The organism is Neptunicella plasticusilytica (genome assembly GCF_047922965.1).
Classification (GTDB): Bacteria; Pseudomonadota; Gammaproteobacteria; order Enterobacterales; family Alteromonadaceae; genus Neptunicella; species Neptunicella plasticusilytica.
In genome coordinates this window covers 1,295,664-1,318,877 of the sequence record NZ_CP150481.1, presented here as the reverse complement: position 1 = coordinate 1,318,877, position 23,214 = coordinate 1,295,664, and the positions used below count along the sequence as shown (strand labels likewise).

The window sequence follows — 23,214 nt, the reverse complement described above, 5'->3', positions numbered from 1 at the left end:
ACACTTAACCCCGGCTGAATCGAAGCTGATATGCCAATTAACTGACCTCAGTTCAACTGATTATTAGCACCACTCATCGGATATGTATCAGCTTTGCGCTTTAAAAAGCGCCATTCCTCTGTAAACTTGCGCAATGGATTTATTAATCCATCCTTCAAGCTGTTTTAATCTGTTTTAATTACTAAGGGGTTTAATTGTATGACGCGTTGTTTAAGCGTTTATCGTTTGCTATTGCCATTTTTAGCGCTGGGCTATTCAATTAGCGTCAATGCCCAGTCACGCGGGCCGGACAAGCCGGTAATGGTGGTAGCGCAACCTTTACCCTTTGAAACAGAACAAACCCGGGTAGATGCAGTGGGCACTGCCGAGGCTTTTAAGTCAGTTGATTTGTTTCCGGCCGCGGCCGATAAAGTGACCCAGGTCAATTTCGTTCCCGGCCAGCGGGTGAACAAAAACGAGGTACTTATTGAACTGGATGCCCGTCGCCAAAAAGTTGCAGTAACCCGGGCAGAAATCCAGCTTAAAGAGGCCGAGCGCTCACTCAAACGATTACAGGACAGTAAACAGGTTGGTGCGGTAACTGAAAGTGCGCTGGATCAGGCCAAAACTCAACGGGACTTGGCCAAAGTGGCATTACAGGATGCTCAGTCAGATTTGCAGGATCGGCGATTACTTGCCCCTTTTACCGGCATTGTTGGGCTTACCAGTATTGAAGTCGGCGATCGCATCACCATGCAAACTCTGGTGACGACCATTGATTCTCGCGAAAAGTTATATGTCAATTTCAGTGCCCCCGAAAGCGCACTTGATCTGCTACTGGGCGACGCGGAAGTAACACTGCATCCCTGGACTGATCGCAGCAAGACACTGAGCGCCACTATCGCCCAACTTGATTCAAGGGTGGATCAGCAGGCTCGCACCATTCGCGCTCGGGCCTTGCTGGAAAACCCGCATGATGCCTTTCGACCCGGTATGAGTTTTAGGGTAAACCTGTTGGTAAAAGGTCAACTTTACGCCGCCATTCCCGAAGCAGCCCTGTCCTGGGGAGCTACTGGCGCCTATATTTGGTTGGCTAAACAGGGTAAAGCGCAAAAAGTTGCAGTGCAGGTTAAACAACGTTTACGTGGGCGCATATTAGTAGACGGGCCGCTTTCACCTGACGATCAGCTCATCGTCGAAGGCGTGCAATTATTACGCGAAGGGCAGTCGATACAGTACCAACAAACAACAGGCGCATAAATTATGAGTGACAACCACTCTCCCAACAACATCAATGACTTGCCTTCCCTGTCGATACGTCGCCCGGTGCTGATTGTGGTACTGAACCTGTTGATTATGATTGCCGGGATTGCTGCTATTAACGGTCTGGAAGTCCGTGAATTACCGGACGTTGATCGCCCTATGGTTACCGTCACAGCGGCCTATCCGGGAGGCTCACCGGAAACCGTCGATACTGAAGTGACCAGCAAACTTGAAGGCGCCGTGGCACGAGTGAGCGGGGTTAAATCAATTCGCGCGCAAAGCGAAGAAGGCTCGGCCAGGGTGCGAGTAGAATTTCGTCCAGGCATAAATCTGGAAGACGCCGCCAACGAAACCCGCGAATCGGTCAGCCGGGTTCAGCGGGAACTGCCTGAAGAAGTCGAGCGCCTGTCGATTATCAAGGCGGATAACGATGCGGAATCTGTGGTCAGTCTGGCCATTTCCAGTGACAGCCTGGATATGGAAACCCTCACCCAAAAAGTCGAAGTGGATTTAGCACCTCTATTTTTAAGTATTCCCGGCGTGGCGGATGTACGCCTAAACGGTGAACGGGAACGCGTATTACGAGTCTCCATCGATCCACTGCGTTTGACCAGTTTCGGTTTATCGGTCACCGATGTGGCCAGTACCCTAAAACAAGCTCCTTTTGATGTGCCGGCTGGCAGCTTGCGATCCACCGATCAGCAACTGATTGTTCGCGCCGATGCCACCTCGATTTCAGCCAGCGAAGTCGAAGATATTATAATCGCTGGTGATACTCGCATTGGCGATATAGCTAGCGTCTATTTTGGCCCGGCAGATGCCCAAAGTATGGTGCGGTTAGATGGCACTCCAGTAATCGGCGTGGGCATCATCCGGCAAGCGCAATCCAATACTATTGAAATTTCCGATGAAGTATTAAAAATGGTCAAGCAGCTGGATAGCCGTTTTCCCGAGCTCAATCTCACCGTCACCTCTGACGATGCCGAGTTTATTCGCGGCTCGGTTGAAGAGGTGATCAGTTCATTATTTTTAACAGTATTACTGGTCGTAATGACATTGTGGGTGTTTATCGGCTCCTGGCGCGCCACCATCATCCCGGCCTTGTCGATCCCGGTGTCACTGGTGGGTGCACTGGCTATCATGTGGATACTGGGTTTCTCGATCAATATTTTAACCTTGCTGGCCCTAGTGTTGGCCACGGGTTTAATCGTTGATGACGCCATTGTCGTTTCGGAAAATATTCAACGCCGTCGAGCTATGGGTTTGGGCCCACGCGCTGCAGCTGTTATTGGCACACGCGAGGTATTCTTTGCCGTTGTCGCCACTACCGCCGTACTGGCAACGGTATTTATTCCCATCGCGTTTTTACCCTCCACTGCCGGTCGGCTTTTTCGTGAGTTTGGCGGCGTATTGGCCGGCTCGGTGATTATCTCTTCTTTTGTAGCCTTATCCCTGGTCCCCGCCCTGACCGCCCGTTTACCGATAAAAAAATCGGCGCGCCACCTGTTTGGCAACATCGGCTACCGCTGTTTGCATTGGTACGATATCAGCCTGAAGTGGAGCCTGCGCTATGGCTGGCTGGTGCTGATTTTAAGTATTCTGGCCGCGGTCATAGCGGGTGCACTTTACACTCGCATAAATAATGAGTTATTACCCTCTGAAGATCGCGGCAATATCCGCATTTTTGCTCGCGGTCCGGATGGTGTCGGAATTAACTTTATGGACAGGCAAGCCAAAAAAATGGAACAGGTGCTGTTGCCCTATGTAAACGGTGGCGACGTTAATTCCATTTATACCGTCGTGGGACAATGGGATCCCAATATTGCTTTTATCACCGTGCCATTATCCAATTGGGACCAACGCAGTCGGTCGCAACAGGATATTATTGAACAAATCAAACCCGGCTTGGCAGATATTCCGGGCGCGCCAGCGCGGGCTTTTGGTTCCAACAGCCTCAACTTGCGTGGCCAGGGTGGCGGACTGGAATTTGCCTTAACCGGTGAAACTTACGAACAAATATATACCGCTGCGCTGGCATTAAGCAAAGAGATTGAAACCCGAATGCCACAATTCGGTATTCCACAAATATCCTATCGACCTACTCAACCACAGCTAAGGGTTAACATCGATCGACGTATGGCCGAAGAGCTGGGCGTGCCACTTAGCGATATTTCCAACACACTGAAAGCCGTGATTAACGGGGATGATATTGTCGATCTGAATGTCGGTGATCAGGCAATACCGATTATCCTGCAATCCGCCGACAGAAATAGCAGCAACCCGTCAGATTTGACCAACTTATATGTCAAATCAAGAGATGGCGGACTCGTGCCATTATCCAGTCTGGCCTATATCAGCGAAGAAGGGGTGGCAGCTGAACTGGAACGTCACGCGCAACGTCGCGCGATTGAAATAGAATTGGAACTACCCGACGATATACCGATTAACGAAGCGGTTGATAGCCTGCGTGAGCTGACCAACAATAACCTGCCCGATGGCATTGGCATGGTGTTCCTGGGTGAAGCGCAAACCTTTGAAGAAACATCACAACAAGTGGCCCTTACCTATGTATTGGCTTTTGTGATTGTACTGCTGGTACTGGCAGCCCAGTTTGAAAGTGTCAATAGCGCTATCGTGGTGATGACCACCGTGCCTTTCGGTATTGCCGCTGCCCTGTTTGCATTATTTTTAACCGGCACCTCTATCAATATCTATTCACAGATTGGACTGGTGATGTTAATTGGTCTGATCGCCAAGAACTCGATTCTGCTGGTGGAATTTGCCGACCAGCTGCGCGACAAAGGTTTAAGTGTTTATGATGCGGTAGTCAAAGCTGGCCATGTACGTTTACGCCCTATCGCGATGACGTTAATCTCCACCGTATTGGGAGGGCTGCCGCTAATTCTGTCCACCGGGGCTGGCGCCGAAGCCCGTAATGCTATTGGCTGGGTGGTATTCGGCGGTTTGGGAATTGCTGTCGTCTTTACTTTATACCTGACCCCGGTGTTATATTTAGGCTTGGCCCGTTTTACTAAGCCTCGAGCGGATGAAACCCAGCGGCTGGAAAAAGAATTAGATGAAGCAGATTCGTCGTCAATATAATCGATTGGGAGTAAACTGATGAAACCTTATATCTCTGTCATCACCTTAAGCGTAAAAGATTTAGATGCAGCAGTCAGGTTTTATCAGGATGGTTTAGGTTTAGCCACCGAGGGAATTATCGGTCAGGAATTTGAATACGGCGCAGTGGCTTTTTTTGATCTGAACCCCGGACTTAAACTGGCGCTTTGGCCTCGGGAGAGTCTTGTTCATGATACCGGGTTAACTTCGACAACAGCGTCCCCCACCGAATTTAGCATTGGCCATAATGTGATGTCCCGCCAACAAGTTGATCAAATTATGGTAAACGCGGAAAAGGCGGGGGCTACTATTGTCAAACAAGCGCAAGATGCATTTTGGGGTGGGTATTCGGGGTATTTTCAGGATCTGGATGGCCATTTATGGGAAATCGTCTGGAATCCGCAATTATTGCCTGCAATATAACTAGAGGCGGCGTTGCAATGACTCAACCTATTCACAGCATAGTGGTTAGCGATATTTTTGGCCGCACCGGTGCGCTGGAACATTTCTGTGCCGATCTCGGCTTTGTTACGCAAATTGTTGATCCCTACCAAGGCAGCGATATGGCATTTGCTAATGAATCAGAGGCGTATCAATATTTTATCTCTGAAGTGGGGCTGCCCCGCTACACACAGTTACTGCAATCCGCACTTTCAAGGAATAACAACGCAACGCGTTTAATCGGATTTAGCGTTGGTGCCGCCGCAATTTGGCAAAATTCGCATAGGTTAAAAGATATAGGCATACAACAAGCCGTATGTTTTTATGGCTCACAGATTCGGCACGCCACTGATATCGAACCGGATATCAACCTGACTGTGGTAATGCCACAAACCGAAGCGCATTTTTGTGTTGATAAACTGTCCGCACAATTGGTCAGCAAACCGTCCGTGCAGGTTCTGCCCTCCGGTTATATGCACGGTTTTATGAACAAGCTGTCGAACAACTTTTCGCCCGATGCCTACCATTTCTATCTGAATTGGCTAAAAACTCGTTTCGCTCTAGGGTAATTCAATGGTTTCAGGATAGGGGGAGAGATACGCCGATTGCTGCATCCTTACATTAGCTCGCATACCGGGTGGTTATTGCTGGCTATGTTTTTCTGTGGCGACCTGCTTACCAGTCAAATAGTCATTCACCCGTTGTTGATAATCTGCCACCACAGCTTCAGGTAACCATTTTTGATAAAACGGCACAAAAACCGATAACACATCACTATGTTGCAGAATACGGTTGATATCTCCTATATGTCGTTGGCTTGCCGGACTTTTTTTGCACGAAAAATAGGTTTCAAATAGAGGCGGTACTCCGGCAATGGGGATATACCGGACTTTATCGATATTTTCTGCAGACTGGAACTCGAATAGCCCCACTTCGGTAGGATAACCGAAGGTGTAATCAAAACGTTTTGCTACCAGTAAATCTATTGCCTTATACCTGCTGTCCATGATTGAGGTCAACGCAATACCCTGAAATTTAAATAACAATTTATCTATTTCAGGACTATAGCTACGCGCCTGATTGATACCCAGAATCAGATGTTGCTGCAATAACTGGTACAAATCTACCTTGCCTTGTGGGTCGATGTAGGTGTCAAAACGTTCGTCACCTGTGCGGATCAGCACACCATTGGGCAGGATCGGTAGCATGGGCCTGGAATAATCCATATATTCATTACGCTGTTCGGAGAAAAGTAAATCTGATGTGCAGAAATTCGCGTCGGTTTTCATCAGTGCCTCATAGCGCGGAAAACTGCTCAACGAGATGTGATGCTGGTATTCAGGCAACCTCGACATCATGTAGCCGTCCAGTTCATCACAGTAGCCTTTTTGCTGCTCGTCATCCGGCATATGGCATGGGGCAAAATCAGCAATCAGCCAATTAATTTCACCGGCCTGTAAACGCAGTGACAAAAGACCCCATAGCGTCAGGAACAGTAACGGATGTCTATTCATTGTTGTTCAATCTAAAGGCATTGCTGTTAATTAATTAAGGCAGCTAATCCGCTTTTTATCAACACTGCTGATAACAACCGATATCAGACATGAAAGGTCGTTCCGTCAATCAGACAGGCGGGCTCTGTTAAGTCGACTGCTTAGTCATCAACACTAAAGCTATACAGCATTTTATGCTGATAGGTTTGACCGGGATACAGAATGGCTGAAGGAAAATTCGCCTGATTCGGCGCATCCGGGAAGGCTTGTGGTTCAAGACACAAACCGCTATAGGGCGCAAAACGGCCGCCCAGATAGTTACCACTATAAAACTGCACTCCGGGCTGATTGGAATACACTTCCAACAAACGGCCTGTTACAGGTTCCGACACTTTGGCGACAGGAATCTGCATCTCCCTGCAGGATGAATTCACAGCATAATTATGATCATAGCCTTTGGCCAAAATCTGCTGCGGGTGCTGTTGGTCAAGCCCGCTGGCGACGGCTTTTGCCACCGTAAAATCAAATGCATTATCTTTAACGCTTAACAGCTCACCGGTTGGAATCCCCAGTGCATCGGTTGGCACTATGGCATCCGCGTTAATCTGGACTATATGCTGACCTATATCGCCGCCAGCAGCCAAATTAAAATAAGGATGCTGGGTAAAACTGACCGGCGTGGCCTGATCACATTCGGCCTGAAAATCCATCCGCAACTGGTTATCATCGGTTAGCAGATATTTGAGTCGGATATCCATATTGCCCGGGTAACCTTCCTCACCATCAAGACTGCGGGTGCTGAACATCAGTCCCTGCCCCTGATGTTCGGTCAATGTCTCAACCTTCCAAAGCTTGCGATGAAAGCCGCTTTCCCCACCATGTAAATGATTGGGCGCCTGGTTACAGGTTAATTGATAGGTATTGCCATCAAGGCGGAACTGTCCATTGGCGATGCGGTTGGCAAAGCGGCCCACTACGATCCCCATATAAAACGGATCATCCAGATAGCCCTGCAAATCATCATAGCCGAGCAAAATATTGTCGATTTTGCCATTACGATCCGCAACAGCTATCTCACGCAGAGTGGCGCCCAAATTGAGCATGCTGACGCGTGCACCTTGTGAGTTAGTGAGCTGGTATTCGATGACAGGGTGATCCTGGAAAAAGCCGATCTGGCGTTGCGTAATTGACAAGGTAATACCCGAAGTAATTGAAATTTATTAAATATTATCATTGTGTCCTATACTCAGGCCACTTGATTCGTTACGGAATTAACAGGAAAAACTGCGATGAATGACATAGACAATCTAATCACCTTTTTCGGCTGGTGTACTGTGGTCAATATAGCTGTTTTGCTCTTTGCCACTATAGTGTTGGCCACGTTTGGCACCGCTATTAGCAAGCTTCACAGCAAAATGTTCAATATGCGTCAGGACGCTCTACATACTGTCTATATGCAATATTTGTCGCACTATAAATTGGCTATTTTCATGCTCAATCTAACGCCTTATATTGCGCTAAAAATCCTGAATTTATAGGCCGTGTGAACTTTTGCTATGTTGCAATAGCGCCAGCGCACCATATAGGCCAGAGATGTCTCCCAGTCCTGGTCTGACAATAATCTGCTCAAAATTGACGGGAGAACACAGATAACCGGCCAGGCTTTGTTCGGTCAGACGAGTGATGCGTTCTACTAAATCCGGTTTAGCCATCACTCCGCCACCCAGAATGATTTTGTGGGGACTGAGAGTTAATAGCAAATTATGACAAAGATGTGCAATGGCGTCGGCGACTACCTGCCAGGCCTGATGCGAATCCGCCAGTTGCTCGGCAGGCACACCCCAGATTTTATTGATCGCGCTACCGGCGGCCAAGCCTTCTACGCAGCTATCATGGTAGGGGCAGGCACATTCAACCCTGTGAGGATTGGGAATTTGTAAATGACCTATTTCGGGATGAACCAAGCCATGCAAGGGTTGACCATTGATTACCACCCCACCTCCAATTCCGGTTCCGACCGTAATATAGACCGCCACCTCGGCACCTTGCGCCGCCCCCCACATGACTTCTGCCAACGCAGCTGCATTGACATCGGTATCAATTATTACCTGGCAGTTCAGCTGCTGTTCCAGCAATGTTTTAATTGGCGTGTTCAGCCAGCCGGGTTTAGGCGTTTGCGTGATGTGACCAAAGTGAGCTGAATCCGCATCAAGATCAAGTGGACCAAAACAGGCGAGTCCCAGCTGGCTGAACTGATACCCCTGTTGTCGCTGTTGCTGAAAAAAATCGACTGTTTGCTGCAAGGTTTGCTCGGGATTGGTGGTAGCAATCCGCTGCTGTACCAGGATATTTTTGTTACTGTCCATCAGGGCACAATTGAATTTGGTGCCCCCGGCTTCAATAACGGCGTAGTTATCAGTCATTATTTCTGATCGACTTGATGATTTCGGTCGTGGAGACGCCGTCTTCAAAATTCAGCACCAGCACTTCGCCACCGTTAGCCCAAACCTGTTTACTGCCAGCAATGTCCTCGGCTTTATAATCACCACCTTTAACCAGCACATCAGGCAAAATTTCGCTGATCACCCGCTCCGGGGTTTCTTCACTAAAACTGAAAACCCAATCTACCGATGCCAGGCCGGCCAACACTGACATACGTCGCTGAATACCATTGACCGGTCGCCCCTGGCCTTTAAGCACTTTAACCGACTCATCGCTGTTAACCGCTACAATCAGACGATCACCTAATTTGCACGCATTTTCCAGATAAGACACATGACCAGCATGTAAAATATCAAAACAACCATTGGTCATTACTACTTTTTCACCACGCAGTTTGGCAGCGTTAACCGCTATTTTAAGTTGTTGCTCGGTCATCACTCCGCGGCCAATTTCAGATTCAGACGCTACCGCAACCGCCAATTCATTTACGCTGACCGTCGAAGTCCCCAATTTACCCACCACTACACCGGCGGCGGCATTGGCTATCGCGCAGGCATCAGGCCAGTTGGCTCCTGCCGCAAAAGCGCTGGCCAAGGTTGCGATCACCGTATCGCCGGCGCCCGTTACGTCATAGACCTCTTTGGCTTTGGCCGGTAAATGCAACTCTTCATGATCAGCCCGAATAAAGGTCATGCCTTTTTCTGAACGGGTTACCAGCATGGCATCAAATTGATGCTTAACCGCCAGTTTCTGGGCACTGGTTACCAGTTGTTGTTCTGACTCAAAGGGGTCTGCCACCATGCTAAACTCAGCCATATTCGGTGTCAGCAAGGTAGCGCCGCGATATTTGTCAAAATCACTGCCTTTAGGATCGACCACCACTGCAATATTCTGCTCACGCGCCAGACGAATTAATTGCTGGACGTGACTTAAACAACCTTTGGCATAGTCAGACAAAATCACCACATCAGCTTGCCTTAGCTGCTGCACAAAAGCCTGCTGTAGCGGCGTTTTATCCAAGGCACTGAAGTCTTGTTCAAAATCCAGTCTGATCAATTGCTGGTTACGGCTCAGCACCCGCAGTTTGGTAATAGTGTCGTAGCCTGACTGACGGATAAAATCGCAGTTAATGCCTAGTGCGGTAAGTTGGGTGCGCAAGGTTTCTGCACCAGCGTCATCCCCCGTCATCCCCAGTAATGTGACATTGGCACCCAGTGCAGCCACGTTGAGTGCCACGTTAGCCGCTCCACCCGGACGTTCTTCACTGCTTTCAATTTTAACCACCGGCACCGGCGCTTCTGGCGAAATCCGCCCGGTTGGCCCTAACCAATAGCGATCTAGCATAATATCGCCAACGACTAATACATTAGCCTGTGAAAAATCAGGAAGTTGCATAAATACCTATTTTTGCTGAAAAGCGGTGAGTCATTCGCCGCAAGTGTAACAAATAACCTTTCTTGGCGGAAAGCTGTTATAGCGCACAAGCAACAGGAGCGATTGATCTAAACTCGCACGCTTAATTTGTTTGGGTATAATAGCCGCAAATTTATTACCCGGAACTTCCTTTGCACGTCGTCAAACCTGTTTTTCAATGGTCTTTTCTGGCACCCAAATACTGGCCTACCTGGCTGGCGGTTAGCATTCTATATCTTGTCTCCTGGCTGCCCTATCGCCTGCAATTATGGTTGGGGAAAGGTATAGGCAAATTATTGTCCCGGTTGCTTAAAAGCCGTCGTAAGGTCGCCGAACGTAACTTGCAACTGTGTTTTCCACAAATGCCCGAAGCACAGCGCCAACAGATTCTAGAACAAGCCATGCACAACGCCGGGATGGCATTGCTGGAGTCGGGGATGGGCTGGTGGTGGCCCGACTGGCGAGTAAAAAAATGGTGTAGTGTTGAAGGTTATGAACATATCCAGGCCATTCTGGATAAAGGTAAAGGCGTGCTGGGGCTGGCTATCCACAATATGAACCTGGAAATTAACTGTCGCGGTATCGGCATGGTTCATCCTTCAGTAGTGTTTTACCGCCGCCATAACAATCCACTGATGGAATATTTTCAGTATCATGGTCGGGCACGTTCGAATAAGCTGATGATCCATAAAAAAGGCGTAGCAGAAATGCTAAAATCGCTGAATAACGGTGACTTATGCGTCTACCTGCCCGACCAGGATTATGGCCCCAAGCGCTGTGAATTTGTGCCCTTTTTTGCTGTAGAGGAAACTGCCACCACCACCGGTACCATGATATTTGCCGACAAAGCCAATTGCGAATCAGTGTTTTTATTACCTTTGCGTACTGAGCGGGGTTACGTGATTAAGGTGTTACCCGGACTTGAGAATTTCCCTTCCGGTGACGATAAACTGGATGTGGCAAGGATTAATCGCAAAATTGAAGAAATGATTATGGTCGCTCCTGAACAGTACTTATGGATGCACAAGCGTTTTAAAACACGCCCTAGGGACAACAAGCAATCATTGTATTAACATGAACAGACATTCCCTAAAGCAGTAGCTAGGCGGAAAATATGAATTCATCATCCGAGTTTAAATTCTGGATTAAGCATATAGGCTTGGCGGTCATTTTGATTGTCATCGCTGTGCTGGTGCTGGTACTCAAAAATTACAACAGCAACAAACCGGTCGCTGAAGGCAAACCGGCATCGCGAGATCCGGCACAGAATATGAGTCGGGTCTATTCCCAGCACAGAATGTCGTCCATCGAACCGATTAAAGAAGATAAAGGCGATTTTGTCCTCGATGTGAACACCCCCGACGCTGACATTCAGGATCGCCTAAAAAAAATGGAAAGTCTGCTCAAACCAGTTTCAGGACGCTGGGTGGGCGAACATAAATACCGCACCTTTAAGGCCGGCAGTACGCTGCGAGAAGCCATTACCGATTATGCGCAAAAAGAAGGCATGCAGGTGTTATGGGAGCTGGATCAGGACTTTATTATCAAAAACCATTTCCAGATGGAAAATACCATCGTCGGTTCATTGCTTAAAATCAGCAAAGCCATAGACGCCAGCTTCGACGGCAAAGTGTTGGCCTATTTTTGCCCCAAACAGCGCACCTTGGTGATCACCGAAAAACAGACTCCTTATCTGACCAACACCTGCTCACTGGCTAAAGGCTAATCAACTCCAGCATTAAGCAGATATTTGCCCCATATCTGCCTAACTGACTGGCGCAACGTTTCGAAACGATCACTGTGTTCTAGTATCTGCTTATTCTGTAAGGCCAGGTGATGTCCGGTGTTGCGATATTCAAGGTAAGCCTGAATCAGCTGCTCACCCTCTTTTGCTTCAAACAACCCGGTTTCAACCAAGCCTTCAATAATTCGCACGTTATCCGGCCAACACAACAGACCGCTATGCTGGTGGCTATGGGCCAACACCATAAATTGCACCAGGAATTCAATATCGGCAATCCCGCCCGGATCCTGTTTAAGGTCAAAACTGTCAGCTTTGCCGCGGCTTAAATGATTACGCATTTTCTCCCGCATTGTGACCACGTCTTGCGTCAATGCCGCCAGCTCTCGGGGTCTGGACAAAATTTCGCTACGAATATTGGCCAGGGTGATTGCCAGATCGGTTTCACCGAAAATAAAACGGCTGCGCACCAGGGCTTGATGTTCCCAGGTCCAGGCCTCTTCGCGCTGATATTGGGCAAAGCCCTCGACATGACACACCAGCATGCCGGAATTACCGGACGGACGTAAACGCAGATCCACTTCATACAGTTCACCTGAAGCGGTTTTAGTTGCAAATAAATGCATAATCCGCTGCGCCAGACGAATATAAAACTGCTTGGATTCAATTGATTTTGGTCCGTCAGTCATTTCATTACCCGGACAACCATGCACAAAGACCAAATCCAGATCCGAGCCATAACCCAGTTCAATACCACCCAGTTTACCGTATCCCAGCACTGCAAAGTTCCGCTTGTCCGCAGAAGCCCCCTGCGGTAAACCGTGTTTTTCGACCATCTGTTCCCAGGCCAGCAACACCGTCTGATTAATAATAGCTTCGGCCAGATAGGTCAGATGATCGCTGACTTTCATCACCGCTAAAGCGCCCGTCACATCTGCTGCGGCAATTTTAAGTTGCTGGGTTAACTTGAACTGACGCAAGGTTTCCATTTGCAGTTCCAGATCATCCGGTGAGATCCGCAGCATAAACTGGCGCAATTCGTCCGGATAGGCTCTTAATTCCGGGGTTTGATACAAACTGGCCGGATTGAGTAATTCATCCAGCAGTAACGGAAAGCGGCTAATCTGTTCGGCAATCCAGGGACTGGCATTACACAAACGGATAAGCTGCTTCATCGCACCGGGATTTTCGACTAATAACTCCAGATAGGCAGTGCGACGACAGATGGACTTGATCACCTTGAACAGTCGCTGCAATAACTGGCTATGACTATCAGCCTGACAATGCAACGCCGTATACAATGCCGCCGGCATCAGCTTGTCGAGCGATTCTCGCCCCCGCTGGCCAATTGGCCGATGTTGCATTTCACTGCGAAAATCGGCAAAAAACGGCCAGAACTCCTGAATGTCGTCTTCGCGCAGAAAATTGTCCAGAATAGGCAAAGCTTCATCCAGATCCAGCCCCAACATCCAGAGATCTGTCATTTCCAACCATTTCGACTGTTCCTGATCCTGCTGCTCTTCACCAATTAGCAGCTTGAACTGTTGGCTGACGAGTGCCATTTTGTCAGCCAGATGGGATGAAAACTGTTGATAGTCTTCAAATCCCATCACCGTTGCCAATCGCATCTGGTCAAGGGGATCATCAGGCAGTTGCTGGGTTTGCTGATCGGCAAACTGCTGCAGACATTGTTCTACTTTACGCAGCAACAGGTAACATTCTCGCAGTTGTTCTACATCTTCAGCCGGTAATAACTGGGCATCCTGCAGCGCAGACAAGGTGGTTAATAATGATTGCTGTTGCAAGGCCGCAATACGTCCACCCCTGATAAGTTGCAGGCTCTGGACGATAAACTCCACTTCACGGATACCGCCCTGCCCCAACTTGATATTGCCAACCAGGCCTCTGCGCCTCACTTCCTGACTAATCAGTCCTTTCATTTTGCGCAGCGCCTCAATGGCGCCAAAATCAATGTAGCGGCGATAAACAAAAGGTTGTAACACCTGCATCAGCTGTTCGCTATAGGTGCCGTCCGGGTTGAGGATCCGCCCTTTGACCATGGCATACCGCTCCCAGTCTCGCCCCTGATCCTGATAATAATCTTCAATCGCAGCGAAATGACTGACTAGTGCCCCGCTCTCACCATAGGGGCGCAGACGCATATCCACCCGGAATACCTGACCATCGACGGTAGTTTGATGTAAGGCCGCAATCAGTTTTTGCGCCAGCTTGGTAAAAAACGGCTGATGCTCGATACTTCTTTTTGCACCGCTGATTTCGCCATTTTCGGGATAAATAAAAATCAGATCGATATCGGATGAAAAGTTCAGTTCCTGACCACCCAGTTTGCCCATCCCCATGATCAACATCGGTTGTTCGCCAAACTCTCCACTGGGGAAGCCATATTTCTGCCCCTGATGCTGATATAACCATTGATATGCCTGATTAATTAACGCATCAGCAAGTCTCGAAACCTGAACTAGCGAGGCTTGGATATCCTGCATATTGGTGAGATCGCGCCAGGCAATATGCACCATATAAGCACGCCTGAAGCGGCGCAGAGTCTGATGCAGTTGCTGCTCGTCAGTAACCTTTTCCAGTTCCTTGTGCAGCCCAGATTGATAATCGATATCCGTTTGCTGCAACCGGCCTTCTACCAGCATCTGTCGGGCAATATCCGGATCGACCAGACAACTGTCAGCGATAAAGTCACTTAATGCAAAAATCGATTTCAGTTGACCGGCATATTCCTCCAGCCAGTCAGCTTGTGGATACTTATCACGCAGTTTTTGCCAGCCCGATTCGGCAGCCTGTTGCATCAACTCAGGCAACATAAACAACAACTCCAACCTTTCAATAATAAAAAAGATTAGTATCATGTTTTGGCCATGTTAACGAGAGAGATTAATACAATGGGTTTAAATTTGCCGCTGCTACCCCTAAGTCATCACGAACTGGTTAATATAGGTATAAAGTTGGCCGTCGGGATGTTGCTGATTGGACTAATGCGCTGGATTTACGGGTTGTGGACCAAGATGGACAGCAAACATGAATTGGCCAGCAACGACAACTTTGCGCTGGGTATCAGCATTGCGGGCAGCATATTGTCGCTGAGTATCCTGATTTCCGGGGTGGTTGCCATGACTAACCTGAACGAATACGGCGATCTGGTTATCCGTCTACTGGCCTATGGCACTATTGGCATGTTACTGATCATGTTAGGTCGCATTGCCCACGACAGACTCATTCTCGATGAGCTTAACAAGAATCAGCAGATTTTGGCGCACAACAGCAGTGTTGCGCTGGTCGATGCCGCCAGCAGCGTTGCCACAGCCATCATTGTACGTAGCGTTTTGATATGGGTAGACGGCTTTAATCTCGACGCCATTATCGCCGTATTCAGCGGTTTTGTGGTAGCCATGACCATGCTGTTAACGACAACCCGTTTAATTGAACGACATTTCGCACGCCACAACCAGAATGCCTCGATGCAGAGTATTTTGTGTCAGGGCCAGATAGCGCTGGCGATCCAGCATTCCGGTCATATCATCGGGATGGCGTTAGCGGTGACAGCCACCACCCATATTGTCGAATACACCCCTCATGCCTACGTAAGCAACATGCTAAGTTGGTTAATGGTGGCACTGATCCTGACCCTTACCAATGTATTACTGACTTTCGCGGCCAAGCGCATTGTGTTACAGGATATTGATTTGGTCCGCGAAGTGGATCATCAACACAATATCGGTATCGCCAGTATCGAGATGGTACTGAGTCTGGGTATAGGACTGTTATTACTTGGTGCGGTCAGCTTCTGATTCTGTCAATGGCAAGGCTATCAATCCACCGATTAATGCCAGCTTCTGTGCCCGAGTCAGCTTTTTAACCGCCATCTCGGCTTTCGTTGCCTGACTGCGATCGCCCACCTGAGCACAATAAACCTGTTGTAATGGCCCTTTTCCCTTTAGCGCCTTGGCGGCTTTATTGCCACCACTCTGATGCTCCTCAAACCGGCGCGCCGGATCGGTACTGATACCGGTATAGAGCTGCCCCAAGCGGTTGCGGATAATATACAAATGCCAGCCACTCACTACAGATACCTTTTTGTCTGGATAAAAAAGCCCATCATACAGGACTTTGGTAAGCTAAATGACAGTGAAATGAAATATGCCCACAACTACTGCGAAGCCTTAAAAAAAATGCGAGAATCCATTTTATATTTCTCCTATCCGCCTCAAGGAATCACTATGCAAACCATGAAAACTCGTGCCGCTGTCGCCTGGGAAGCAGGCAAACCATTATCAATTGAAGAAGTCGATTTGCAGTTACCCCAAAAAGGCGAAGTACTGGTCAAAATTATCGCAACCGGTGTTTGCCATACTGATGCCTTTACCTTATCTGGTGAAGATCCTGAAGGTATTTTCCCTGCCATCCTGGGTCACGAAGGAGCCGGGGTGGTATTGCAGGTGGGTGAAGGCGTGACCTCGGTTGAAGTCGGCGATCATGTTATTCCGTTGTATACCCCCGAGTGCGGGGAATGCAAATTCTGCAAATCGGGTAAAACCAATTTGTGCCAGGCGATTCGCACCACTCAGGGTAAAGGACTGATGCCGGATGGCACCAGTCGCTTCAGTAAAGACGGCAAAGCCATTTTCCATTATATGGGTACCTCCACCTTTGCCGAACATACCGTATTACCGGAAATAGCCCTGGCCAAAATTCCCAAACAGGCGCCACTGGAAAAAGTCTGTTTGTTGGGCTGTGGCGTGACCACAGGTATGGGTGCTGTCACCAATGCTGCCAAAGTGCAAGAAGGCGATACAGTAGCGGTATTCGGTTTAGGCGGAATTGGCTTATCAGTATTAATCGGTGCCAAAATGGCCAAAGCAGGCCGTATTATTGCCATTGATATCAATGAAGATAAATTCGAGATTGCCAAACAGTTAGGTGCCACGGATGTGGTTAACCCCAAAGACTATGACAAGTCTATCCAGGAAGTAATTGTAGAGATGACCGACGGCGGTGTGGATTATTCTTTTGAATGTATCGGCAACGTCAATGTGATGCGCTCGGCGCTGGAGTGCTGCCACAAAGGTTGGGGAGAGTCGGTGATTATCGGTGTGGCCGGGGCCGGCCAGGAAATCTCCACCCGTCCCTTCCAGCTGGTCACAGGTCGCGTTTGGCGCGGTACCGCTTTTGGTGGAGTAAAAGGTCGCAGCCAGTTGCCCGACTACGTGCAGCGTTATCTGGACGGAGAGTTTGAACTGGATACCTTTATTACCCATACCATGCCATTGGAACAGATTAACCAGGCTTTTGATTTAATGCATGAAGGTCAATCCATTCGTTCAGTGGTGCATTTTTAGGGAGACGATATGAGCCAGCTAGAGCAAACCTCCTCCAGTAAGCTGTTTGGCGGATGGCAAAACCAGTATCAGCATCAGTCCAGTTGTCTGAACTGCACGATGCGATTTTCCGTTTACTTGCCTCCACAGGCAGAATCGGGCCAGCGTTTGCCGGTGCTCTACTGGTTATCCGGCCTGACCTGCAGCGATGAAAACTTTGTCACCAAAGCCGGTGCACAGTGCGTAGCGGCAGAATTAGGAATCATATTGGTGATCCCGGATACCAGCCCGCGCGGCGACGAGGTACCGGATGACGAGGCCTATGACTTAGGCAAGGGGGCCGGTTTTTATGTCAATGCCACCCAGGCTCCCTGGGACCAGCATTATCATATGTACGATTATATCGTTAACGAATTACCCGCATTGATCACGGCCCATTTTAATGTCCGTGACAAAGCAGCGATTGCCGGTCATTCGATGGGCGGCCACGGTGCACTGGTCATTGCCCTGGCCAACCAGCAAAAATACACTTCGGTTTCCGCCTTTGCCCCCATCGTCAATCCGCTTAACTGTGCCTGGGGACAAAAAGCCTTCCGGCATTATCTGGGCGACGATCAAACTCAATGGCAACAATACGATGCATGTCATTTGCTGCAGCAACAAGGCGGTTTACTCAAGATGCCGATGAAAGTCGATCAGGGCCTGGCTGATAATTTTCTTGAATCACAGTCCTTAACCCGTCCACTGCAAGCGGTGTGCGATAAAATTCAATATCAGGCGGATTTTGGCTATCACCCGGGCTACGATCATAGCTATTACTTTATTAGCAGCTTCATTGAAGCGCATCTGCGTTTTCATTATCAATATTTGCAGTAAACAAAAGTTGATCCCCATCATCCCAATTGCAAATTGACACTAATAATTTTTACCCATTTTGAGGCTAAAAAGGTAATATAAGCGGCTAAAAACAGCGAACCATGGCTTCGCTGTAAAAATAATAATAAGCAGGCTTAATAATGGCTCAACTTTATTTTTATTACTCGGCAATGAATGCGGGTAAATCAACTTCGTTATTACAATCGGCGTATAACTATCAAGAAAGGGGTATGCAAACTGCCCTGTTTACTGCGGCGGTAGATGATCGTTTTGGCAAAGGCGTAATTGCTTCCCGCATTGGTCTTAAAGCCGAAGCCTATTTATTTCAGCAAGATACCGACTTGCTCACACACATCGCTGAGTTACATCAGAATACACCTCTCGATTGCGTATTTATCGATGAAGCCCAGTTTTTAACCAAATCTCAGGTTAAGCAACTTACCGATGTAGTGGATGCGCTGGATATTCCAGTTCTAGCCTATGGTCTGCGCACGGATTTTTCCGGAGAAACCTTTGAAGGCAGTCACCATCTGCTAGCCTGGTCGGATAAAATGATTGAACTTAAAACAGTTTGCCACTGCGGCCGGAAAGCCAGTTTTGTGGTAAGAATGGATGCCCAGGGACAACCTGTCAGGGAGGGAGAGCAAGTCGACGTAGGTGGCAATGACAAATACGTTTCAATGTGTCGAGCGCATTTCAAGCAGCTTGTCTGGTAGTAATTCTGTACTGATTGATAAAGAATATAAATATGAAACTATCTCTGATAAAAACAATAATGATAGCGATAAGCCTACTGGTCACTAATTCTGGCCTAGCGGCAACGAAATCGGAATTACCTGCACAACTCAATGTCAGTTTTGTTCAACACAATGCTGTCATACATGTTTACCAACCCATGATTGCCAGGGTGTATGAAAAGCTGGGTATTGAAGTACATTTTAACAAAGTCGATATTGAACGTTCGTTGTCCCTGCTTAACAACGGCGAACTGGATGCGGATGTGATCCGGGCCGGGGTGGTGGTTGAACAAAATCCCAATATTATTGCTGTCGAACCGGCACTGACCAAGATGGAAGTGGTGTTATATTGCCAGTACACATTAGTTTGTAACAAACAGGCGATGCAGTCCGCAAAGCATATACTGGGCTTGGTCGGCAGTGTTCAACAACATCATCAATTTCTGCACGATGCGGCTGTGGATATTGTCAGTTTTGTCGACTATCAGCGCATGAAAAGAATGTTCGAACTGGGTCGTATCGATTACATGATTAATATTAATGACTTGGGTACGCCACATAATCACCGGATCAACACCTCCTATAAAAGTACAAAACTATATCAACTCAATGGCTATCATTTAATTAATAAAAAATGGGCCCACTTGCTGCCACAATTGAAGCAGGCAATCATTGAAACTCAGCAGGAAATGCATGCAAATAAACTATTCTTGCTGGAACAACCATCAACCAAAACCGGCTTAGACAACGATGGCAAAGTACAAAGCGCAATTTGAAATCCTCAGTTACGGCATCCATACCAAATGGGATGCCGATAGCAAAGCCTTGCCCAAAGTCCGTCAATTTACTACCGAAATACCCGCAGAGATCGATATCGAATTCGGCTTTGTGATCAATATCAAAAAAGCCAAAGGTAAAAAAGTACGCTATTGCATCTATCACCCGGATATTCCCGATGAAAGTGGCGAGCCGATGGCACCTTTTGATGGCGAGGAATATGTACGCAGCAACGACTGGGACTTTTATCTGGGTGATACTATCTGGGCGCCCATCGACAATAAACTGGGAGACTGGCGGATGACACTGGAACTGGATGGCAATATTATCGCAGATAAAACCTTTGAGGTGATCCCGCAGAATCACCTAAAAAGCACGCTAATTTAACCGCAGGTTAATTTAGTCGAACCAGTGACGGGTACGATTGGCAAAGGCCACCAGTGACAACATAACCGGTACTTCGACTAACACTCCCACCACTGTTGCCAACGCCGCACCTGAATGCAACCCGAAAAGAGAGATCGCCACTGCCACCGCCAGCTCAAAAAAATTGGATGTGCCGATCATACAGGCAGGCGCAGCGATATTGTGTGACAACCTCATCTTCCACGCCAGCCAGTAAGCGAGAACGAATATACCGTAGGTTTGAACCAGCAGAGGGATGGCAATCATTAGAATGATCAAAGGCTTGGCCATAATTGTGGTGGCCTGAAAACCGAACAACAGCACTATAGTGATCAACAAACCGACTATGGACCAGGGTTTTAACCTTTGAATATATTGTTGCAACTGCCGATGATCATTGACTTTATCCAGTTTTTTTCGCGTCAAGACTCCCGCAATCAGCGGACAAATCACATATAGCAGCACCGACAACAGCAAGGTTTGCCAGGGCACCTGAATATCATTTATGCCTAATAGCAATGCACAAAGCGGGGCAAAGGCAAAAATCATAATAATATCGTTAACCGATACCTGGACTAATGTGTAATTGGCGTCACCTTGGGTTAACTGACTCCAGACAAATACCATCGCTGTACAAGGAGCAACACCTAACAGGATCATTCCGGCAATGTATTCGCTGGCCGACTGCGGATCGACCCAATCGGCAAATATAAATTTAAAAAACATCCAGCCCAACATGGCCATACTAAAAGGTTTTACCAACCAGTTAATCACCAGAGTTAATAGCAGACCTTGCGGCTTTTTGCCGACGTTTTTAATCGCACTAAAATCAATCTGGATCATCATCGGATAAATCATTAACCAAATCAGTACTGCCACCAGCAGATTCACATGCGCATATTGCCAGGTCGCAATCAGCGCAAAAACACTAGGCAAAGCACTGCCCAGCAGGACACCGGTTACAATACATAAAGCCACCCAAACGGATAAATAACGTTCAAACAGTCCCATCTTATTTCCTTGCTAGTGGGTCACAACAACACCAGGCAATTTAACCATTGCCTTGCGTAACTGGTCCTGATCATCAGATTCCATATTAAGCGCGAGCAACTGTTCAACACGCTGGCTTATCTGAGCAATAGTCTGCTTGAATGCAGTAGCAATAGTCTCATCGCTGCCTTGCAATTTTGACGGATCGCTTAACCCCCAATGAACTTTAACTGCTTTACCAAACCAGAGCGGGCAGCTTTCTGCGGCGGCCGAATCACACAAGGTAATAACAATATCGGGGGAAAAATCGGCAAAATCGTCCCACGACTGACTGCGTAGTCCATCAACTGAGATGCCCACTTCATCCAAATATTTGAGAGAAAGAGGGTGTACTTCACCGCTAGGCTGACTACCGGCACTTTTGGCAATAATACATCCCTGCCCCACATGGTTAGTAATGGCTTCAGATAAAATACTGCGGCAACGATTATGAGTGCAGATATACAAAATTTTCATACAGGCTACCTTGATTAAGTGACATAGATTCAGCAACAGACCTGATTGTTTGCTGCGACTTCCAGGCACAGCAAACAATTAGATAAATAATCGGTGTTATTAATAGCGCTGGTCTGTATAACCTGTGATGCCCAGTCAGGTAATTCCGGATTGAGATGGTAATAAACCCACTTACCCCGTCTTTCATCAACCAGCAATTCACAGCGGCGCAACTCGGCTAAGTGACGGGACACTTTAGGTTGGCTGAGATTTAGTGCACTGATTAAATCACACACACACAGCTCACCGCGCAAACTGATCAGAAGCAGACACTTAAGGCGTGTATCCTCTGACAGGCATTTATAGAATGATAATGGACTCATTGGCTGGCTCCCTTAAATATATGAAATATCATATATATGTTTTTCCATATGTAAAGTAACTAATTTGAAGTCGATAAAAAGCTTGTCACATTTCTATTCCATCGCTAAAATTTGTATACATTTTTATATTAGGTATACATTTTGTCCCGTCCAATCTTGTCAGATTTCAGTTTTTCAGCCTTTAGTGCCGGTTTTGTCGCGGTACTGATCGGCTTTTCCAGCTCGGTGGCCATCGTATTTCAGGCCGCCCAAGCGGCAGGTGCCACCCAATCAATGACTGTTTCCTGGATTATTGCTCTGGGAATTGGCATGGGGGTTACCTGTCTTGGTTATTCCTGGTATTACAAACAACCGGTTATTACCGCCTGGTCGACTCCCGGCGCGGCGCTTTTGGCAGTGAGTCTGACCGGTGTCCCCATTGAGCAGGCCATTGGTGCCTTCTTGTTTGCGGGCTTGCTAACCACATTGTTAGGTTTAAGCGGTATGTTTGACCGGATTATGGCCAGACTCCCATTACCCATTGCCTCTGCGATGCTGGCTGGCATTCTGTTCAAATTTGGACTGGATGTGTTCCTGTCAGTTAAAACCAACCCCTGGCTGGTCGGTATCATGCTGATCAGTTATTTATTGGGAAAGCGCTGGCTGCCACGCTACAGCGTACTGCTAGTTTTGGCTACCGGTATTCTGGTCGCCTTTGTGATCCAGCATCAGCCGCTTGAATCGGTCGAGCTGCAATTTTCGATGCCGGTGTGGGTCACACCAGCCTTTGACTGGCAAGTATTGTTAGGCATTGGCTTGCCACTGTTTATCGTCACCATGACATCACAGAATGTGCCGGGCGTTGCCACTTTACGTGCCAGTGGCTATCGGCATTTACCTATTTCACCCGTTATTACCGGAACAGGTTTAGCCACCCTGCTGCTGGCTCCGTTCGGCGGTTTTGCCTTTAATCTTGCTGCCATTACCGCCGCCATCTGTACCAATCCGGAATCCCATCCTGATCCGGACAAACGTTATATTGCCGGACTCTCGGCCGGGTTATTTTACATACTGGCCGGTGTTGGCGGGGCCACAGTGGTAGCGATATTTACCGCTTTCCCCGTCGAACTGGTCGCAGCGCTGGCCGGTATTGCCCTGTTCGGAACCATTGCCGCCAGTCTGGCCAGCGCCACCGCTCAGCCAGAGTATCGTGAAGCCGCAGTGATTACCTTGCTGGTCACCGCATCAGGTATAGAATTATTCGGTATTGCCTCACCATTCTGGGGCCTTATCGCCGGTGTTATTGCTCACTTGTTCATATGCCAGAAACATTGA

The 23,214-nt window shown here is 48.0% G+C and carries 23 protein-coding genes; 14 read left to right on the top strand and 9 right to left on the bottom strand.

All coding sequences use genetic code 11. The features are described from left to right. Positions 1-198 precede the first annotated feature (198 nt). Genes V1467_RS05730 through V1467_RS05715 form a run of 4 tightly spaced genes read left to right on the top strand, consistent with a single transcriptional unit; the run spans position 199 to position 5,372 of the window. On the top strand, positions 199-1,239 hold the full coding sequence (locus V1467_RS05730) for an efflux RND transporter periplasmic adaptor subunit (protein ID WP_416307836.1): 1,041 nt from the start codon (positions 199-201) through the stop codon (positions 1,237-1,239). Positions 1,240-1,242: 3 nt separating this feature from the next. Beyond that, a complete protein-coding gene (locus tag V1467_RS05725) occupies positions 1,243-4,344 on the top strand; it encodes an efflux RND transporter permease subunit (protein ID WP_416307835.1) in 3,102 nt (1,033 codons plus the stop codon). An 18-nt stretch (positions 4,345-4,362) separates the two neighbouring features. Beyond that, positions 4,363-4,785 carry a VOC family protein gene (locus V1467_RS05720; protein ID WP_416307834.1) on the top strand — a complete coding sequence of 141 codons (423 nt, stop codon included), beginning with the start codon at positions 4,363-4,365 and terminating at the stop codon, positions 4,783-4,785. Between the two features lie 17 nt (positions 4,786-4,802). Beyond that, complete coding sequence (locus V1467_RS05715; protein ID WP_416307833.1) at positions 4,803-5,372, top strand: dienelactone hydrolase family protein; 570 nt, start codon at positions 4,803-4,805, stop codon at positions 5,370-5,372. 72 nt (positions 5,373-5,444) lie between these two features. On the opposite strand, the gene V1467_RS05710 is transcribed toward V1467_RS05715, so the two are convergent. Next, positions 5,445-6,317, bottom strand: a complete 873-nt coding sequence (locus V1467_RS05710) for a hypothetical protein (RefSeq protein WP_416307832.1) — start codon at positions 6,315-6,317, stop codon at positions 5,445-5,447. Between the two features lie 140 nt (positions 6,318-6,457). Beyond that, positions 6,458-7,489, bottom strand: coding sequence for an aldose epimerase family protein (locus tag V1467_RS05705; RefSeq protein WP_416307831.1), 1,032 nt, complete (start codon positions 7,487-7,489; stop codon positions 6,458-6,460). A 96-nt stretch (positions 7,490-7,585) separates the two neighbouring features. Here V1467_RS05705 and V1467_RS05700 point away from each other — a divergent pair, with 96 nt between their 5' ends. Then, on the top strand, positions 7,586-7,834 hold the full coding sequence (locus V1467_RS05700) for a DUF6868 family protein (protein ID WP_416307830.1): 249 nt from the start codon (positions 7,586-7,588) through the stop codon (positions 7,832-7,834). Here the strand turns inward: V1467_RS05700 and V1467_RS05695 are convergent. Both V1467_RS05695 and hldE read right to left on the bottom strand, forming a co-directional pair. Beyond that, positions 7,829-8,719 carry an ROK family protein gene (locus tag V1467_RS05695; RefSeq protein WP_416307829.1) on the bottom strand — a complete coding sequence of 297 codons (891 nt, stop codon included), beginning with the start codon at positions 8,717-8,719 and terminating at the stop codon, positions 7,829-7,831. The two genes, V1467_RS05700 and V1467_RS05695, sit on opposite strands and share 6 nt — an antisense overlap. Next, positions 8,712-10,133 (bottom strand): bifunctional D-glycero-beta-D-manno-heptose-7-phosphate kinase/D-glycero-beta-D-manno-heptose 1-phosphate adenylyltransferase HldE, encoded by a 1,422-nt coding sequence (gene hldE / locus V1467_RS05690; protein WP_416307828.1) that lies wholly within the window; start codon positions 10,131-10,133, stop codon positions 8,712-8,714. Before hldE ends, V1467_RS05695 begins: the two co-directional genes overlap by 8 nt. A 170-nt stretch (positions 10,134-10,303) precedes the next feature. Between hldE and lpxL the strand changes: the two genes are divergently transcribed. Together lpxL and V1467_RS05680 are read left to right on the top strand one after the other, a co-directional pair. Beyond that, on the top strand, positions 10,304-11,224 hold the full coding sequence (lpxL, locus tag V1467_RS05685) for an LpxL/LpxP family Kdo(2)-lipid IV(A) lauroyl/palmitoleoyl acyltransferase (RefSeq protein WP_416307827.1): 921 nt from the start codon (positions 10,304-10,306) through the stop codon (positions 11,222-11,224). A gap of 41 nt (positions 11,225-11,265) precedes the next feature. Next, positions 11,266-11,877: a toxin co-regulated pilus biosynthesis Q family protein gene (locus tag V1467_RS05680; protein ID WP_416307826.1), complete on the top strand. Its 612-nt coding sequence runs from the start codon at positions 11,266-11,268 to the stop codon at positions 11,875-11,877. Here V1467_RS05680 and glnE read toward each other — a convergent pair. Further along, the gene (gene glnE, locus V1467_RS05675) at positions 11,874-14,771 is read right to left on the bottom strand and encodes a bifunctional [glutamate--ammonia ligase]-adenylyl-L-tyrosine phosphorylase/[glutamate--ammonia-ligase] adenylyltransferase (RefSeq protein WP_416307825.1); all 2,898 of its coding nucleotides are present in this window, start codon (positions 14,769-14,771) and stop codon (positions 11,874-11,876) included. The two genes, V1467_RS05680 and glnE, sit on opposite strands and share 4 nt — an antisense overlap. Positions 14,772-14,804: 33 nt before the next feature. Between glnE and V1467_RS05670 the strand changes: the two genes are divergently transcribed. Beyond that, positions 14,805-15,710 (top strand): DUF350 domain-containing protein, encoded by a 906-nt coding sequence (locus V1467_RS05670; RefSeq protein ID WP_416307824.1) that lies wholly within the window; start codon positions 14,805-14,807, stop codon positions 15,708-15,710. Here V1467_RS05670 and V1467_RS05665 read toward each other — a convergent pair. Further along, positions 15,687-15,983, bottom strand: coding sequence for a GIY-YIG nuclease family protein (locus tag V1467_RS05665; RefSeq protein WP_416307823.1), 297 nt, complete (start codon positions 15,981-15,983; stop codon positions 15,687-15,689). The two genes, V1467_RS05670 and V1467_RS05665, sit on opposite strands and share 24 nt — an antisense overlap. Positions 15,984-16,139: 156 nt before the next feature. Between V1467_RS05665 and V1467_RS05660 the strand changes: the two genes are divergently transcribed. The 5 genes from V1467_RS05660 to V1467_RS05640 all read left to right on the top strand — a co-directional run bounded on the left by V1467_RS05660 (position 16,140) and on the right by V1467_RS05640 (position 20,014). Next, positions 16,140-17,258 carry an S-(hydroxymethyl)glutathione dehydrogenase/class III alcohol dehydrogenase gene (locus V1467_RS05660; RefSeq protein WP_416307822.1) on the top strand — a complete coding sequence of 373 codons (1,119 nt, stop codon included), beginning with the start codon at positions 16,140-16,142 and terminating at the stop codon, positions 17,256-17,258. Positions 17,259-17,267: 9 nt separating this feature from the next. After that, the gene (gene fghA, locus V1467_RS05655) at positions 17,268-18,113 is read left to right on the top strand and encodes an S-formylglutathione hydrolase (protein ID WP_416307821.1); all 846 of its coding nucleotides are present in this window, start codon (positions 17,268-17,270) and stop codon (positions 18,111-18,113) included. Between the two features lie 140 nt (positions 18,114-18,253). Then, complete coding sequence (locus tag V1467_RS05650) at positions 18,254-18,829, top strand: thymidine kinase (RefSeq protein WP_416307820.1); 576 nt, start codon at positions 18,254-18,256, stop codon at positions 18,827-18,829. Between the two features lie 32 nt (positions 18,830-18,861). Then, a complete protein-coding gene (locus tag V1467_RS05645; RefSeq protein WP_416307819.1) occupies positions 18,862-19,626 on the top strand; it encodes a hypothetical protein in 765 nt (254 codons plus the stop codon). Continuing rightward, positions 19,601-20,014, top strand: a complete 414-nt coding sequence (locus V1467_RS05640) for a DUF3859 domain-containing protein (RefSeq protein WP_416307818.1) — start codon at positions 19,601-19,603, stop codon at positions 20,012-20,014. The genes V1467_RS05645 and V1467_RS05640 overlap by 26 nt, the downstream gene beginning before the upstream one ends. Positions 20,015-20,026: 12 nt before the next feature. Here the strand turns inward: V1467_RS05640 and arsB are convergent, their stop codons facing one another. Genes arsB through V1467_RS05625 form a run of 3 tightly spaced genes read right to left on the bottom strand, consistent with a single transcriptional unit; the run spans position 20,027 to position 21,900 of the window. Further along, positions 20,027-21,043: an ACR3 family arsenite efflux transporter gene (gene arsB / locus V1467_RS05635; protein WP_416307817.1), complete on the bottom strand. Its 1,017-nt coding sequence runs from the start codon at positions 21,041-21,043 to the stop codon at positions 20,027-20,029. A gap of 12 nt (positions 21,044-21,055) precedes the next feature. Beyond that, positions 21,056-21,538: an arsenate reductase ArsC gene (locus V1467_RS05630; RefSeq protein ID WP_416307816.1), complete on the bottom strand. Its 483-nt coding sequence runs from the start codon at positions 21,536-21,538 to the stop codon at positions 21,056-21,058. Positions 21,539-21,567: 29 nt separating this feature from the next. Continuing rightward, positions 21,568-21,900, bottom strand: coding sequence for a metalloregulator ArsR/SmtB family transcription factor (locus V1467_RS05625; RefSeq protein WP_416307815.1), 333 nt, complete (start codon positions 21,898-21,900; stop codon positions 21,568-21,570). Positions 21,901-22,041: 141 nt separating this feature from the next. On the opposite strand from V1467_RS05625, the gene V1467_RS05620 reads away from it, so the two are divergent. Next, entirely contained in the window at positions 22,042-23,214 is a 1,173-nt protein-coding gene (locus V1467_RS05620; protein ID WP_416307814.1) for a benzoate/H(+) symporter BenE family transporter, read from the top strand.